We start from the raw sequence: 13389 nt of genomic DNA, 5'->3' as shown, positions 1-13389 counted from the left end.
ACTTGATGGGCGAGAAAGTGACGTTTACGTCAGAAAATACGCGAAAGTAGCGCTGTTACCGCCGTCTCGACGCGCAATATGCGGTCACCCAACTGTACCGGCGCCAGTCCGGCCTTGCCCAGCAGGTCGACTTCATAGGGGATCCAGCCACCTTCGGGGCCAATTGCCAGGGTTACGGCCTGCTCCACGGCGCGCGGGCAGGCGGGGTAGGGGCCTGGATGGCCGACTAGACCGAGGGTGCCGTCGGCGATGGCGGGCAGGCGGTCTTCGACGAAGGGCTTGAAGCGCTTTTCGATGATGACCTCAGGCAGCACCGTATCACGCGCCTGCTCAAGGCCCAGGATCAGGTTTTCGCGAATGCTCTGCGGCTGCAGGAACGGCGTTTGCCAGAAGCTTTTCTCGACCTTGTAGCTGTTTACCAGGATCAGCCGTGGCACGCCCAGGGTGGCTACGGTCTGGAACAACCGGCGCAGCATTTTTGGCCTTGGCACGGCCAGTACAAGGGTCAGCGGCAGCTTGGCCGGTGGCTGCTGGTCGAAGGCCACTTCAAGTTCGGCTTCGTGCTTTTCCAGGCGCAGCACCGTGGCCTTGCCCATCCGGCCGTTGACGCGGCCCACGCGCAGGTTGTCGCCCACCGCAACACGGTGGATTTCCTGCATGTGGGTAAAGCGCCGGTCAGCAAGAACGACACGGTCGGCCGAGACGAAGTCGGCCTCTTCAAGGAGCAACAGATTCACGGTTGGGTCGCTGGTGGTTGGTCGTTGTGGTCGTTGGCTTCTTCGTCGTGGGCGCTACGCTTGCGGATCAGGCTGCCGCACAGCACGCCGACTTCGAACAGCAGCCACATGGGCACGGCCAGCAAAGTCTGGGAGAAGATGTCTGGCGGGGTAAGCACCATGCCGACCACGAAGCAGCCGATGATCGCGTAAGGGCGGATCTTCTTCAGGTACTTCACGTCGACCACGCCGATCCACACCAGCAGCACAACCGCCACCGGGATTTCGAAGGCCACGCCAAAGGCGAAGAACAGCGTCATCACGAAGTCGAGGTAGTTGGCGATGTCGGTCATCATTGCAACGCCTGCCGGGGTGGCGGCGGCAAAGAACTTGAACATCAGCGGGAACACCAGGAAATAGGCAAAGGCCATACCGGCGTAGAACAACAGAATGCTCGACACCAGCAGCGGAATGGCAATGCGCTTTTCATGGCGGTACAGCCCGGGTGCGATAAAGCCCCAGATCTGTTGCAGGATGAACGGGATCGCCAGGAACAGCGACACGATCATGGTCAGCTTGAACGGCGTCAGGAACGGCGAGGCCACGTCAGTGGCGATCATCGTCGCGTTGGCCGGCAAATGGTCGCGCAGCGGCGCCGAGACCAGCGTGTAGATCTGCTGGGCGAAGGAGAACAGCCCGGCAAAGATCAGGAAAATGACGGCAACGCAGCGCAACAGGCGGGTGCGCAGTTCGGTCAGGTGCGAAACCAGCGGCATGGGCTGGTCGTGTTCCGGATTTTCGCTCATGGGGCTCGCGGTGGTTGAGGCGGTTCAGAAGGTGTGGCCGGGGCGGCAGGAGTATCAACCGGCCTGGCCTCAAGCCCGGCAGGCGGCTGCACGCTGGCCGTGGTCACAGGAGGCTGCGCCGGCGGCGTCATCGGGTTGAGGATGCGCTTGGCTTCCTCTTCCATCTGCAGGATGTGCTCGTTGTGCAACTGACGGCGGATGTCGTCAGCACCGATTTCGCGCTCGACCTCCATCTTGATGCTGTTGAAGCTGCGCTTGAGCCGGCCGATCCACAGGCCTGCCGTGCGCGCGGCACCCGGCAGGCGCTCGGGGCCGAGCACCAGCAGGGCGACAAGGCCGACGAGCAGCAGCTCGCTGAAACTGATGCCGAACATGGGTCAGTCTTTCCGCTGCGGCTCTTGGACCGGCTGGGCCTGGCCTTCGATGGTGTGGCCCTGTTGCTGCTGGGCAGTGTTCTGGACCGGTGGCACAGGTTGGGCTGGCGGCGGGGTTTGCTCGGCCGGCTTGTTCTCTTCGTCGTTCATGGCCTTGCGGAAGCCCTTGATCGACTCACCCAGGTCGCTGCCGAAGTTCTTCAGCTTCTTGGTGCCGAACACCAGGACTACGACCACCAGCAGGACGATCCAGTGTTTCCAGTCAAAGATACCCATTTCGTACTCCTGAAAAATGTGTGTTGGCCCTGCAGGGCTCAATAAATCGTTCCGACGGCGCGTTCCACTGTGGGAGCGGGTTTACCCGCGAACACCGGCGGAGCCGGTGCCATGCACCGCGTTGCATTCTTCGCGGGTAAACCCGCTCCCACAGGGGGCGTCAGGCAGAAGGCTGGCGTGCGGCCTTCTCATCATGCCCGGACAGCCCAAAGCGGCGGTCCAGCTCATCGAGCACGGCTTGTGGATGCTGGCCCAGCGCGCTGAGCATCACCAGGCTATGAAACCACAGGTCCGCGGTTTCGTAGATGACATCACTGTAATCCTTGCTCACGGCCGCATCTTTGGCGGCGATGATGGTCTCGATCGACTCTTCGCCGAGCTTTTCAAGGATCTTGTTCAGGCCCTTGTGGTACAGGCTGGCCACGTACGAGCTGTCGGGCGCCGCTTGCTTGCGTTCTTCAAGCACTTCGGCCAGGCGGTTGAGGGTGTCGCTCATGTCAGTGTCCTGCGCTGTAGATGGCATCCGGGTCTTTCAGGACCGGGTCGACGACTTTCCACTGGCCGTCCTCGAAGACCCGGTAGAAGCAGCTTTCACGGCCGGTATGGCAGGCAATATGGCCCAGTTGTTCGACCATCAGGATGATCACGTCGGCGTCGCAGTCCAGGCGCAGTTCATGCAGCTTCTGCACATGCCCGGACTCCTCGCCCTTGCGCCACAGCTTGCCACGCGAACGCGACCAGTAGATGGCACGTTGCTCAGCGGCAGTCAGTGCCAGCGATTCGCGGTTCATCCACGCCATCATCAATACGCGTCCGGTCTTGTGGTCCTGGGCGATTGCCGGTACCAGGCCATCGCTGTTCCACTTGATCTCGTCCAGCCAGTCTTTCATTGTCGACTCCAGAACGGCCCGCTCCTGTACCGGGCCCTTTGCGCTAGTGTGCCAGCCACGGGAGCGGCTGGCTATTGGCGCACGATCAGGTAAACGCCCGCGGCCAGCATCAGCCAGGCCGGCCAGGCGGCAGGGGCGGCCAGGCTGGCAGCCTCGGCAGCGCCCGCGGCCAGCACCGCGCCACCACCGAGCAGGCCGGCGCCCAGCAGGCGCAGGGCCCAGCGGTCGCCCTGGCGGCGGCGTTCCGGCAGTTGCGGGTCGTGAAGGTGCGGCTGCGACAGGCGCTCGAGCAGGTCACGGGCCATGTTGGCCAGATGCGGCAGTTGCTCGACCTGGCCATGAATGTTGCCGAACACCGCCTTGGGGCTGTAGCGGTCGCGCATCCAGCGTTCGAGGAATGGCTTGGCGGTGCTCCACAGGTCCAGGTCAGGGTACAGCTGGCGCCCCAGGCCTTCGATGTTGAGCAGGGTTTTCTGCAACAGCACCAGTTGCGGCTGCACTTCCATGTTGAAGCGCCGCGCGGTCTGGAACAGGCGCATCAGCACCTGGCCGAAGGAAATATCCTTTAACGGTTTTTCGAAGATCGGCTCGCACACGGTGCGGATCGCCGCTTCGAATTCGTTGACCTTGGTGTGTGCCGGCACCCAGCCCGAGTCGATGTGCAGTTGGGCGACGCGGCGGTAGTCACGCTTGAAGAACGCGATCAGGTTGCGCGCCAGGTAGTCCTGGTCTTCGGCCGTCAGGCTGCCGACAATGCCGCAGTCGATGGCAATGTACTGCGGGCTCCACGGCTTGACCGTGCTGACGAAGATGTTGCCTGGGTGCATGTCGGCATGGAAGAAACTGTCGCGGAACACCTGGGTGAAGAACACCTCCACACCACGCTCGGCCAGCAGTTTCATGTCGGTGCGCTGGTCGGCCAGGGTGGCCATGTCGGTCACCGGCACGCCGTAGATGCGCTCCATCACCAGCACTTTGGGGCGGCACAGGTCCCAGTAGACCTGGGGCACGTACATCAGCTCGGAGCCTTCGAAATTGCGCCGCAACTGGCTGGCGTTGGCAGCCTCGCGCAGCAGGTCGAGCTCGTCGTAGATGGTTTTCTCGTAGTCGCCGACGATTTCCACCGGGTGCAGGCGGCGGGCATCTGCCGAGGCGCGCTCGGCGGCCTTGGCGATCAGGAACAGCCAGGCCAGGTCCTGGGCGATGACCGGCTTCAGGCCCGGGCGCACCACCTTGACCACCACTTCTTCGCCGGTTTTCAGGCGTGCGGCGTGTACCTGGGCGACCGAGGCCGAGGCTAGCGGCTCTACGTCAAAGCGGCTGAACAGCTGCGTTACCGGGGCGCCCAGCTGCGCCTCGATCAGTGCCACGGCCTGCTTGGGGTCGAACGGCGGTACACGGTCCTGCAACAGCATCAGCTCATCGGCAATGTCGTTGGGCAGCAGGTCGCGGCGGGTGGATAACAACTGGCCGAACTTGATGAAAATCGGCCCCAGGTCCTGCAGTGCCAGGCGCAGGCGCGCGCCGCGGCTCAGCTCGGACGGCTTGCGCGGCAGCCAGCGCCAGGGCATCAGCAGGCGCAGGCTCATCAGCCACCAGGGCAGCGGCAGGTCGAACAGCAGGTCATCGAGACGGTAGCGGATCACCACACGCTGGATGCGAAAAAGACGGCGGACGGCGAGCAGCTTCATGCGTTATCGCTGGTATCAAGGGATCGGGAAAGGCGCTTGAGGCGCGCCTCGAGGCGTTCTGTATCGAGCTTCAGTGCATCGAGTTCGCTGAAGGCGGCTTCGGCTTCGCGCTTGCCTACCAGGGTGCGGGACTCTTCGGCCAGGTACTCGGACAGGTTCTGGCTGAAGCGCGCCAGGCCCTGGCGGGTCCAGCGTGCGCGCAGGCGGATATGGCCGGCCAGCATGGCCGTTGCGACCGGGCCAAGCCAGCGTTGCAGCTCGTGCTCCCAGTCCAGCTCCAGGTCCTGTAATACACCGAACAGGTCGAGCAGCACGGCGCTGTCGCCATGCAGTTCGACCTGCGGGCTGTGCAGCACGGCGGTCTTGTCCCGGGCCAGGGCCAGTTGCGCCAGGCTGCCGGCCGGTGCGCGCAGGCTGCAGTCGACCTCGCCTTGCCAGTGGGCGGCGAGCATCAGGCCTTCTTCATCGGGCAGGATGAACACCTGCAAGGCCGGTTGGCGGCAGTCGATCTCGATGACCTTGCCTTCCAGCGCAGCCAGCCGCGGCAGGGCGGTGCTGTCCATGCGCAGGACGCGGTTCAGACCATGTTCGACGCTGGCGAGCAGCCCGGCCAGCAGCATCAGGGTTTGATCCCCCGGTGCACGGCAACGATGCCGCTGGTCATGTTGTGGTAGGTGACGCGGTCGAAACCAGCCTCGACCATCATGCTTTTCAGCGTTTCCTGGTCGGGGTGCATGCGGATCGATTCGGCGAGGTAACGGTAGCTCTCCGAGTCATTGGTGATCAGCTTGCCGGCCAGCGGCATGAAGGCGAACGAGTAGGCATCGTAGGCCTTGGACATCAGCTTGTTGGTCGGCTTGGAGAATTCCAGGATCAGCAGGCGGCCGCCGGGCTTGAGCACCCGCAGCATCGAACGGATGGCCTCGTCCTTGTGGGTGACGTTGCGCAGGCCGAAGGCGATGGTCACGCAGTCGAAGTGGTTGTCCGGGAACGGCAGCTTTTCAGCGTCGGCCTGTACGAACTCGATGTTGCCGGCCACGCCACGGTCGAGCAGGCGGTCACGGCCAACCTTGAGCATCGAGTCGTTGATGTCGGCCAGCACCACCTGGCCAGTCGGGCCGACCAGGCGCGAGAACTTGGCCGCCAGGTCACCGGTACCGCCGGCGATATCCAGCACCCGGTTGCCGCTGCGCACGCCCGACAGTTCGATGGTAAAGCGCTTCCACAGGCGGTGCATGCCGCCGGACAGCACGTCGTTCATCAGGTCGTACTTGGCTGCCACCGAGTGGAACACTTCGGCGACTTTCTTCGCCTTCTGGCTTTCAGGCACGTCCTGGTAGCCAAAGTGGGTGGTGGGTTCGGCGTGGTCGCCTTTGCGCTGGTCGTTCATATCGCTTCACCGGAAAAAATTACCGCCATTCTAGGGCGAACGGGCGGATTTGTCTTGGCGGGGTGTGCCAGTGGGCAGGGGCGGGCATAATGCCAATTATGTCTTCATCTTCAGGAACGCCCGCATGACCCAGATCAGCGTCGAACGCAAACACTCCCTCGGCCGCGATGCCGCCCGGGCCAAGGCCGAAGCGCTGGTCGACAAGCTCAGCCGTGAATACGACCTCAAGGCCACCTGGAACGGTGACCGTGTCGATGTGGCACGCAGCGGTGCAAACGGCAGCGTGCACATTGGCGAAGACAGCATCCGCGTGGAGCTGAAGCTCGGCATGATGCTGTCGATGATGAGCGGCACCATCAAGGGTGAAATCGAGCGGGCGCTGGACAAGGCGCTGGCCTGACGCCCGCTGCTGTCAGTTGTCGGGGAACGGGATAAGGCCCTCGATCTGCTCCAGGCGCAGATCACCCCGATAAATTTGATAGCGCTCCGTGGCGGCCAGTGCCCGCTGCAAACGCTCGTCACGGCTCATGGTGTTCGGGAACTTCAAATGGCCTTTCGCAAAGCGACGGGCAGCGGCACTGGCGCTGGTGTAGTGGAAGTGCGCTTCCCAAAGCTTTTGCCTGGGTTGCAGGCGATAAATGTCATAGACATCCAGAAAGTCGTTGGCCTTGAGCTTCTTGCGGCTTTTGCTCAGCCTGACCTCGACTTCGTGTGCTTCCACCAGGAAACGCAAAGCCCTGCTGTCCGGGTGCTGGGTGCCAAGGTAGGCGCTGGTCAACAGGCGCTGTTTGTCTTCCTGTACCTCGTCAATCGCCTGCTCCAGCCGGCTGGCCAGTGAGTGTCCTTGCTCCGGGCCAGCTCTCAACTGCACGGCGACCTCAGACATGTCCTGTACATAGAATTCAAGCAGGTCCGCCAGGCTGTTGGGCCCGTCCAGATGGCGGGAGGCGTGGGCTATCCTGGCGCTTTTCTGGCCCAGCAGGTCATTGCCGGTACGGCGCAGGCGAACGTAGTCAGGTGCGGGCATCCGTTGCGGCACGGCTTCCCAGTGATCGCCCTGTTGCTGATAGCGCGTAACGGTCTGTTCGGTCAGCGGGTCGATCTGCACGGTTTCGCTGCCCTCATCAGCCTCCTCGACGACCAGGGCTCGGCCCCGGCTGGTGCGGATGATTTTGCGTCTGGCAGGGCGTACCTTGTGGGTCAGCGGTTGTTCGGGCAGCGCATCCTGTGTGTCGGCAGCAGCCGAGACGACGGCGAGGTCATGCTCGGTCAGGTTGATCAATGCATTGATCTCGCCGATGTATTCATTCAACCGGCTGCTGTCCACCGCAGGAATATCGCGTGAAAGCAAATACTCGGCATTGCCCAGTGACAGCTTGTACTCGCGCAGTGCGCTCTCCAGCGGCTCTTTCTGCTCTTCTGGCTTCAGGTGGGCTGCCGTGAGGCTGTCGTGGCTCAGCAGGGCTTCGTGCAAATGCTTGCTGCGCAGGTCTTGTTGCGCGAGCAGGGTGCTTTCGAAGTTTTCTGCAGTCAGCTGGTGCCTTCTCACGACCAGTTGAACCAGATCGCTCAGGATCTGGCCACGGGTGATCAGGGTTGAGTAGCGCCGGTTGTTGATGATGGTGTCGAGTTTCTTGCGCTTGCCCGAGAACTGGATTTGCCCATCTGTCAGTGCCTCGCTGAGGTTCTGGTCCAGGCGTTGGCTGACGTTGAAAAGGCGCCTATGGGTAGCCAGTGCTGCCTCGATGTTCTTGCTGTAGTCCAGGTACAGCTGTGCCTGCTCCTGGCCGAAAGGCAGCTGCACCAGCCGACGCGACTGGCGTTTGAGCGCTTCGTAGTCATTGATGTCGAGCAGGCGGCGGAACTGCTGCAGGTCGGCGGTCAGCAGCTGCTCCCACCACTGGCCACGGGCAAATGAGGCCGCGCCCTTGGGGTCGAACCTGGCGTATTTCGGGTCGCTCATGCTGGCGTAAAGCTGCGCCTGCTCCCTGATCAGCCCAGCCTGTTTTTCGTAGGTAAGTGCCAGTACCTCGATGTTTGCGCGAGCCTCGTTGCGCAGGCCCCGTAGCGCCTGCCGCTGCTCCTGCAGTGGTTCCGGCAGGCTGTCGAGTGCGACGCCCGGGTAATCATCCAGGGACTTCTCGAATGCCAGGTGCGCCTGGTCGTAGGTTTTCAACCTTTCCAGGTAGCCATCGATGAAGGTATCCGTACTGGTGAGTTTTCTGTCGTTCGCCACTCGGCTTTCGAGCATTTTCCTGAAGGCTTCTTTCTTTTCATCGATCAGCGCCTTGGCCGTTTTCGGCATGCCGCCCGGCAAGTGCAGGTCGAGCATCCATTCGCCGTTCCAGCGCGTCAGCCAAGGCCCGTTGCTGCGTTCGCGGCCAGCCATGTAGTAGCCGTCTGGCTCAGCGCCCCAGGTCTGCGACCATTCGCTCTCGCTGACCTGAGGGCCAATGATGCGCATGCCGCTCCAGCGCTCTTCCACTTCATAGGCGACATTTTGCAGTTTTACGTAGTAACGCTCGTCAACCTTGTACAAGCCACGCATACGGCCGCTGGCCAGTGCGCTCTGCCCGTCCAGGTTGACCTTCGCACGCAAGGTGTCGAGGGCCGCGCGGGCATCATGGGGCAGGTTGCCGAGCCGCTGGTCGTGCCCCCACTGGCTGACATTCAGCGCTGCGGGCCGCGGTTGCTCGGCAAGGGCTAGCCAGGTTGTTTGTTCAGGTGGTTGCCTGGCAAATGCGCCGGGCTTGCGGCGTGACTCGGGCTGGAGTGCTGTTTCGGTTTCAGCTTCGGGGCTGGCAGTCATGGGCCCGTGGGCCAGCAGCATGGCCAGGTTCAGCAGGATGTCGCTACCGGCGAGCAGCTTTTCTTCGGTGCTGCCCTGGGTCAATGCTGCCAGGTCATCCTTGATGCCGAGCAAGGCTGCGACCAACCAGGCAACCAGACCAGCCGGCCCTCGCAGCAGGGGCGTGGCCGTGTTGAACGCCAGCCATGCGAACTGCACCACCAGCGCCCAGCGCTGTTCGGCGTTGGAAACACTCTGCCGTGAAGCCAGTAACAGGAGCATGTCGGCCCTGGCTTGAAACACCATCTGGTCCAGATCACCGGGCGATGGCGTAAAGGCCAGGGTGACGGGGGCCCGCAGCTGCTCAATCACATCTGCGGCCAGCGCGGAGGCCGGCCCCAGCAGGTGCGCCAACTCCGTGAGGCCAGCGTGCAGGTGCGGGTGGGTGAAGCCGTCATTGGCATAAATGGGGTGGGCGTCGTCATCCAGCCAGGCGAGGACGTCTTGCTGTAGGCCTTGTTCGGTCCGGATCGCTGCCATCAATTGGCTGCGGCTGTCGAACTGCCTGACGGCCTGTGCTGTGGCCATGGGGCGGTAAAGCACCCAGGTTGCAGTAGCAGGTACCTCGATGACGAACATGCCATGCACCTTGTTGGCCTTCGGGCCACCCGGCACGCTGTTGAATGCCAAGGGGGCCAGGTTCAGCGATGCGCTGCTGTTGGCCTTACGGCGGCAAAAGTCGGCGATGGCCTGCCAGGTCCGCTCGCTCAACTGCCCGCCGATCTTTGCCTGTAACGCACTCAGCAGCAGGGCACTACGCCATTCCTGGGCAAAGCGCTGGCGGCGTTTGTCGGTGTCGGCCCCCGCTTGCAACTGGTCGTGAACAAATTGCGGATAGTGGCCGCCAACGTCCACGGCACTGATCAGTGCATGGACATAGTCAAGGTTCATCCAGCTGCTGAGCGTCTGCTGGTCAGCCAATTGAATGGCCGAGGCTACCTGATCACTGCCCAGGGGCAGACGCGAAATGGCCATTTCGGTCAGGCTGATGGTTTTCAGGTACTCAAGTCTCGCAGGCCCCGCAGAGGACGTCTGCACCACCTGTGAAATCGTTATTTGCACCTGATCAGGGTCGTAAGGCGGCTCGAACGGGGGGTCATCGCGCATCTGTTCGCGCAGGCGGCGAATCGTGAATTGCTGCAAGTCTTCGATCCCGTCCAGGGACGACTCACCCTGTGCCAGCATGTGCTCCGCCGACAGCTCCAGCAGCGCCGTGTGGTACTGGAACCGATCTGTCACCGTGGCGTTCTCCAGCCAGTCAGGCAGCCTGATGGCGGGTGTCGATTGCTCAAGGTGGAAGCACGCCGGGAAAGTCGATGAGGGGTCGCTCAGCCGGCTGAACAGCTCCTCCAGATCACTGGCTTGTTCGGTAGCGCCAAGTTGAACGCGGTCAATCTGGTGCAACATCGCGTTGAGCAGTTGCCGGGCCTGGTAGCCGAACGGGTCCTCGGCCAGTGCAGTGCAGGCCCAGGACATCGTGTCGAACGCATACTGCCCGGAAAGCTCCTCGCGCAAGGCAACGGCGAAGGCCGCAAGCCCGTTGAAGCCACGTACAGTGCCAGAGGGCCTGCACCACAACAGCAGATCGCCCGCGTCTTTCTTGCCAGTGACAAGCAGGTCCGGCAATACCTGCTGCACCGTAGTGCCTGGGGTGTTGAACGAAACCTGCAAACCCTGCACGTTTGTCGATGTGCCCGTTTGCGCGAGCATGGCGTACAGCAAGGCTTTCTGATCGCTGTCCAGGCCTTGGCGTTCAAGCGTTGCGAACAATGCGGCCCTCAGCATCTGCTGCATCCAGCGCAGGCGGGTTATATCCGAGTCGCCTTCGCAGCTGTTCCAGAAACTGACTTGTGCCTGCTGGAATGCCTCGCAGAGGGTCGCCAGCCTATCGTCGAAGGCCGTGTTCAGGTCGGCCATGCGAATGTCGATGGTCGGTGCGGCTTCCTGGGGGCGAAAGATGGCAGGTGGGGCCAGGCTGAGCTGGTCCGTGGGCTTTAGCGCCATGGGCAGGCCGGTGAGGAAATGCTCAAGCAAGATGTCGACCAGGTTGCCTGGCGGTGCCGGTGGGTCTTCATCCGCGCCGGGCAGGATGCTGAAGCCTTCCAGGGACCGCAACTGCGGATGGTTCTTGCGGGTCCATGGGTAGCGTGCTGCGAGTGCGTCGAAAGCCGCGGTGGCAATGACTGCGCGCAGGCGGGGGCGGTTGGCGAACTGCTTCGCTACCTCTTGCCTGAACGAAATGGACGCAGTGACGGGTGATTGGGGCATGGCATGAGGCTCCGGTCAAAGAGAGTTGAATGCTCAAGCGCCAGACCGAAGCGGTTGCGGTAGATAGATCAGCGTGGTGATCTTAGGGTGCAGTTTCTAATTCATCTCCCTACCTTATGCTCAAGCCCAACCTCCATGGGCGGTTCATCCCTCCACTCATGAACATGAGGTACAGAGCATGGCCAAAGTGAATGTGAAGAAGAAGGACGACGCCCAAGGCACCTTGGGCGAGGTGCGCGGCTACGCGCGCAAGATCTGGCTGGCGGGCATTGGCGCTTACGCCCGTGTTGGCCAAGAGGGCTCCGACTACTTCCAGGAGCTGGTCAAGGCCGGCGAAGGCGTCGAAAAACGTGGCAAGAAACGCATCGACAAAGAGCTTGATGCGGCCAATAACCAGATCGACGAAGCGGCAGAAGAAGTCAGCCGCGTACGCGGCAAGGTAGAAATTCAACTCGACAAGATCGAAAAAGCTTTCGACGCACGGGTAGGGCGCGCCTTGAATCGCCTGGGCATTCCGTCTAAACATGACGTTGAGGCGTTGTCGGTCAAGCTTGAACAGCTGCACGAGCTGCTTGAGCGCGTCGCGCACAAACCATAAGGAGAGCAGGATGGCTGGCAAGAAGAACACCGAAAAAGAAGGCAGCTCCTGGGTCGGCGGGATCGAGAAGTACTCCCGCAAGATCTGGCTGGCGGGGCTGGGAATCTATTCGAAGATCGACCAGGACGGCCCGAAGCTGTTCGACTCGCTGGTGAAGGATGGCGAGAAGGCCGAGAAGCAGGCGAAGAAAACCGCTGAAGACGTGGCTGAAACCGCCAAGTCGTCCACCACTTCGCGCGTGTCTGGCGTGAAGGACCGCGCACTGGGCAAATGGAGCGAACTCGAAGAGGCCTTCGACAAGCGCCTGAACAGCGCCATCTCGCGCCTGGGCGTGCCGAGCCGCAACGAGATCAAGGCCCTGCACCAGCAGGTGGACAGCCTGACCAAGCAGATCGAGAAACTGACCGGTGCTTCGGTTACGCCGATTTCGTCGCGCACTGCGGCGGCCAAGCCGGCAGCCAGCAAGGCAGCGGCCAAGCCCCTTGCCAAGACTGCGGCGGCCAAGCCTGCGGCGAAAACCGCGGCGGCCAAGCCGGCAGCCAAGACGGCAGCGGCGAAACCTGCAGCCAAGCCTGTCGCCGCCAAGCCTGCGGCTAAACCGGCAGCGGCCAAACCTGCGGCAGCCAAGAAACCCGCAGTGAAGAAAGCGCCGGCCAAACCGGCAGCCGCCAAACCGGCAGCGCCAACGGCCAGCGCAGCTCCAGCTGCAACTGCGGCCCCGGCACCTGTCGCCGCTCCGGCCAGCAGCACACCGTCGGCTCCAACCGGTACCGGTACCCTGATCTGATACCGCGTCGCCTGCTTCGCGGGCTTGCCCGCTCCCACAGGTAAATCACAGTGCTTCAGAGCAGTGACCTACCTGTGGGAGCGGGCGTGCCCGCGAAGGCCGCACCGCCGAACCAGCAGGCTTACCCCTCCAGGTATTTCACCGCCAACTGCTCCGCCGCCGCCCGTGCCTGGGCCTGCAAATGCGGCGCCACCAGCATCATCACCTGATACACCACAATCCCCACATCCCCCTCGCGCCCCAGTACCCGCTGGTAATCCAGCGAGAACATCAGCGTCAGGGTGATCTGCTCCACCAGTTGCCCCAGTGCCTGGGTCTCACTCTCCACCAGCCCTTGGCCCTTGAGGCTGGCCAACAGCGCCGCCAACGTACGCTTTAGCGCGTTGATCAGGCTGCGCATGCCACGCGCCAGCTTGGGCAGGCGGCCAGTGAGATTGGACAGGTCCTGGAACAGGAAGCGGTACTGGGCCATGTGCTCGACGATCAGGTGCAGGAACAGCCAGTAGTCCTCGGCGTCCAGGCGCACTTCCAGGGGCGGGTCCAGCAAGGGCATCAGCGCTTCCTCGAAGCGCTCGAACAGCCCCAGCACCAATGGCTCCTTGCCGTGGAAGTGGTAGTACAGGTTACCCGGGCTGATGCCGAGTTCGTTGGCAATCTCCAGGGTGGATACATTCGGTTCGCCCTGTTGGTTGAACAGTTGCAGGGCGCATTCGAGGATACGGTCGCGGGTTTTCATCCAGTTGTC

The 13389-nt window shown here is 62.5% G+C and carries 14 protein-coding genes; 3 read left to right on the top strand and 11 right to left on the bottom strand.

Annotated elements, in window-relative coordinates:
• Nucleotides 1–29: 29 nt before the first annotated feature.
• The 9 genes from ACQKPZ_RS19780 to ubiE form a co-directional block, all read right to left on the bottom strand.
• The gene (locus ACQKPZ_RS19780) at nt 30–737 is read right to left on the bottom strand and encodes a 16S rRNA (uracil(1498)-N(3))-methyltransferase (protein ID WP_427541310.1); all 708 of its coding nucleotides are present in this window, start codon (nt 735–737) and stop codon (nt 30–32) included.
• Nucleotides 734–1522: a twin-arginine translocase subunit TatC gene (tatC, locus tag ACQKPZ_RS19775; RefSeq protein ID WP_427541307.1), complete on the bottom strand. Its 789-nt coding sequence runs from the start codon at nt 1520–1522 to the stop codon at nt 734–736. The genes ACQKPZ_RS19780 and tatC overlap by 4 nt, the downstream gene beginning before the upstream one ends.
• Complete coding sequence (tatB, locus tag ACQKPZ_RS19770) at nt 1519–1896, bottom strand: Sec-independent protein translocase protein TatB (RefSeq protein ID WP_403197176.1); 378 nt, start codon at nt 1894–1896, stop codon at nt 1519–1521. Before tatB ends, tatC begins: the two co-directional genes overlap by 4 nt.
• Before the next feature lie 3 nt (nt 1897–1899).
• Nucleotides 1900–2172 (bottom strand): twin-arginine translocase TatA/TatE family subunit, encoded by a 273-nt coding sequence (locus ACQKPZ_RS19765; protein WP_300028217.1) that lies wholly within the window; start codon nt 2170–2172, stop codon nt 1900–1902.
• A 160-nt stretch (nt 2173–2332) separates the two neighbouring features.
• Nucleotides 2333–2668, bottom strand: a complete 336-nt coding sequence (locus tag ACQKPZ_RS19760; RefSeq protein WP_391126327.1) for a phosphoribosyl-ATP diphosphatase — start codon at nt 2666–2668, stop codon at nt 2333–2335.
• A gap of 1 nt (nt 2669) precedes the next feature.
• The gene (gene hisI / locus ACQKPZ_RS19755; RefSeq protein WP_391126324.1) at nt 2670–3062 is read right to left on the bottom strand and encodes a phosphoribosyl-AMP cyclohydrolase; all 393 of its coding nucleotides are present in this window, start codon (nt 3060–3062) and stop codon (nt 2670–2672) included.
• Nucleotides 3063–3133: 71 nt separating this feature from the next.
• Nucleotides 3134–4753 (bottom strand): ubiquinone biosynthesis regulatory protein kinase UbiB, encoded by a 1620-nt coding sequence (gene ubiB / locus ACQKPZ_RS19750; protein WP_427541304.1) that lies wholly within the window; start codon nt 4751–4753, stop codon nt 3134–3136.
• Nucleotides 4750–5373, bottom strand: a complete 624-nt coding sequence (locus ACQKPZ_RS19745) for a ubiquinone biosynthesis accessory factor UbiJ (protein ID WP_391126318.1) — start codon at nt 5371–5373, stop codon at nt 4750–4752. Before ACQKPZ_RS19745 ends, ubiB begins: the two co-directional genes overlap by 4 nt.
• Nucleotides 5373–6143 carry a bifunctional demethylmenaquinone methyltransferase/2-methoxy-6-polyprenyl-1,4-benzoquinol methylase UbiE gene (gene ubiE / locus ACQKPZ_RS19740; RefSeq protein WP_346645069.1) on the bottom strand — a complete coding sequence of 257 codons (771 nt, stop codon included), beginning with the start codon at nt 6141–6143 and terminating at the stop codon, nt 5373–5375. The genes ACQKPZ_RS19745 and ubiE overlap by 1 nt, the downstream gene beginning before the upstream one ends.
• Before the next feature lie 124 nt (nt 6144–6267).
• Here ubiE and ACQKPZ_RS19735 point away from each other — a divergent pair, with 124 nt between their 5' ends.
• Entirely contained in the window at nt 6268–6543 is a 276-nt protein-coding gene (locus ACQKPZ_RS19735) for a polyhydroxyalkanoic acid system family protein (RefSeq protein WP_016712430.1), read from the top strand.
• A gap of 12 nt (nt 6544–6555) precedes the next feature.
• Here ACQKPZ_RS19735 and ACQKPZ_RS19730 read toward each other — a convergent pair whose 3' ends face one another.
• Nucleotides 6556–11259 carry a hypothetical protein gene (locus tag ACQKPZ_RS19730; protein ID WP_427541301.1) on the bottom strand — a complete coding sequence of 1568 codons (4704 nt, stop codon included), beginning with the start codon at nt 11257–11259 and terminating at the stop codon, nt 6556–6558.
• 178 nt (nt 11260–11437) lie between these two features.
• Here ACQKPZ_RS19730 and ACQKPZ_RS19725 point away from each other — a divergent pair, with 178 nt between their 5' ends.
• Nucleotides 11438–11857, top strand: coding sequence for a phasin family protein (locus tag ACQKPZ_RS19725; protein ID WP_427541299.1), 420 nt, complete (start codon nt 11438–11440; stop codon nt 11855–11857).
• A 10-nt stretch (nt 11858–11867) separates the two neighbouring features.
• On the top strand, nt 11868–12644 hold the full coding sequence (locus ACQKPZ_RS19720; RefSeq protein WP_391126308.1) for a phasin family protein: 777 nt from the start codon (nt 11868–11870) through the stop codon (nt 12642–12644).
• Nucleotides 12645–12765: 121 nt separating this feature from the next.
• Here the strand turns inward: ACQKPZ_RS19720 and ACQKPZ_RS19715 are convergent, their stop codons facing one another.
• Entirely contained in the window at nt 12766–13380 is a 615-nt protein-coding gene (locus ACQKPZ_RS19715; protein WP_391126306.1) for a TetR/AcrR family transcriptional regulator, read from the bottom strand.
• Nucleotides 13381–13389 lie beyond the last annotated feature (9 nt).

The organism is Pseudomonas sp. NPDC089547, from assembly GCF_050280665.1.
Taxonomy (GTDB): domain Bacteria; phylum Pseudomonadota; class Gammaproteobacteria; order Pseudomonadales; family Pseudomonadaceae; genus Aquipseudomonas.
The sequence above is the reverse complement of the archived record's forward strand: the minus strand, read 5'-3'. Positions and strand labels throughout refer to the sequence as shown.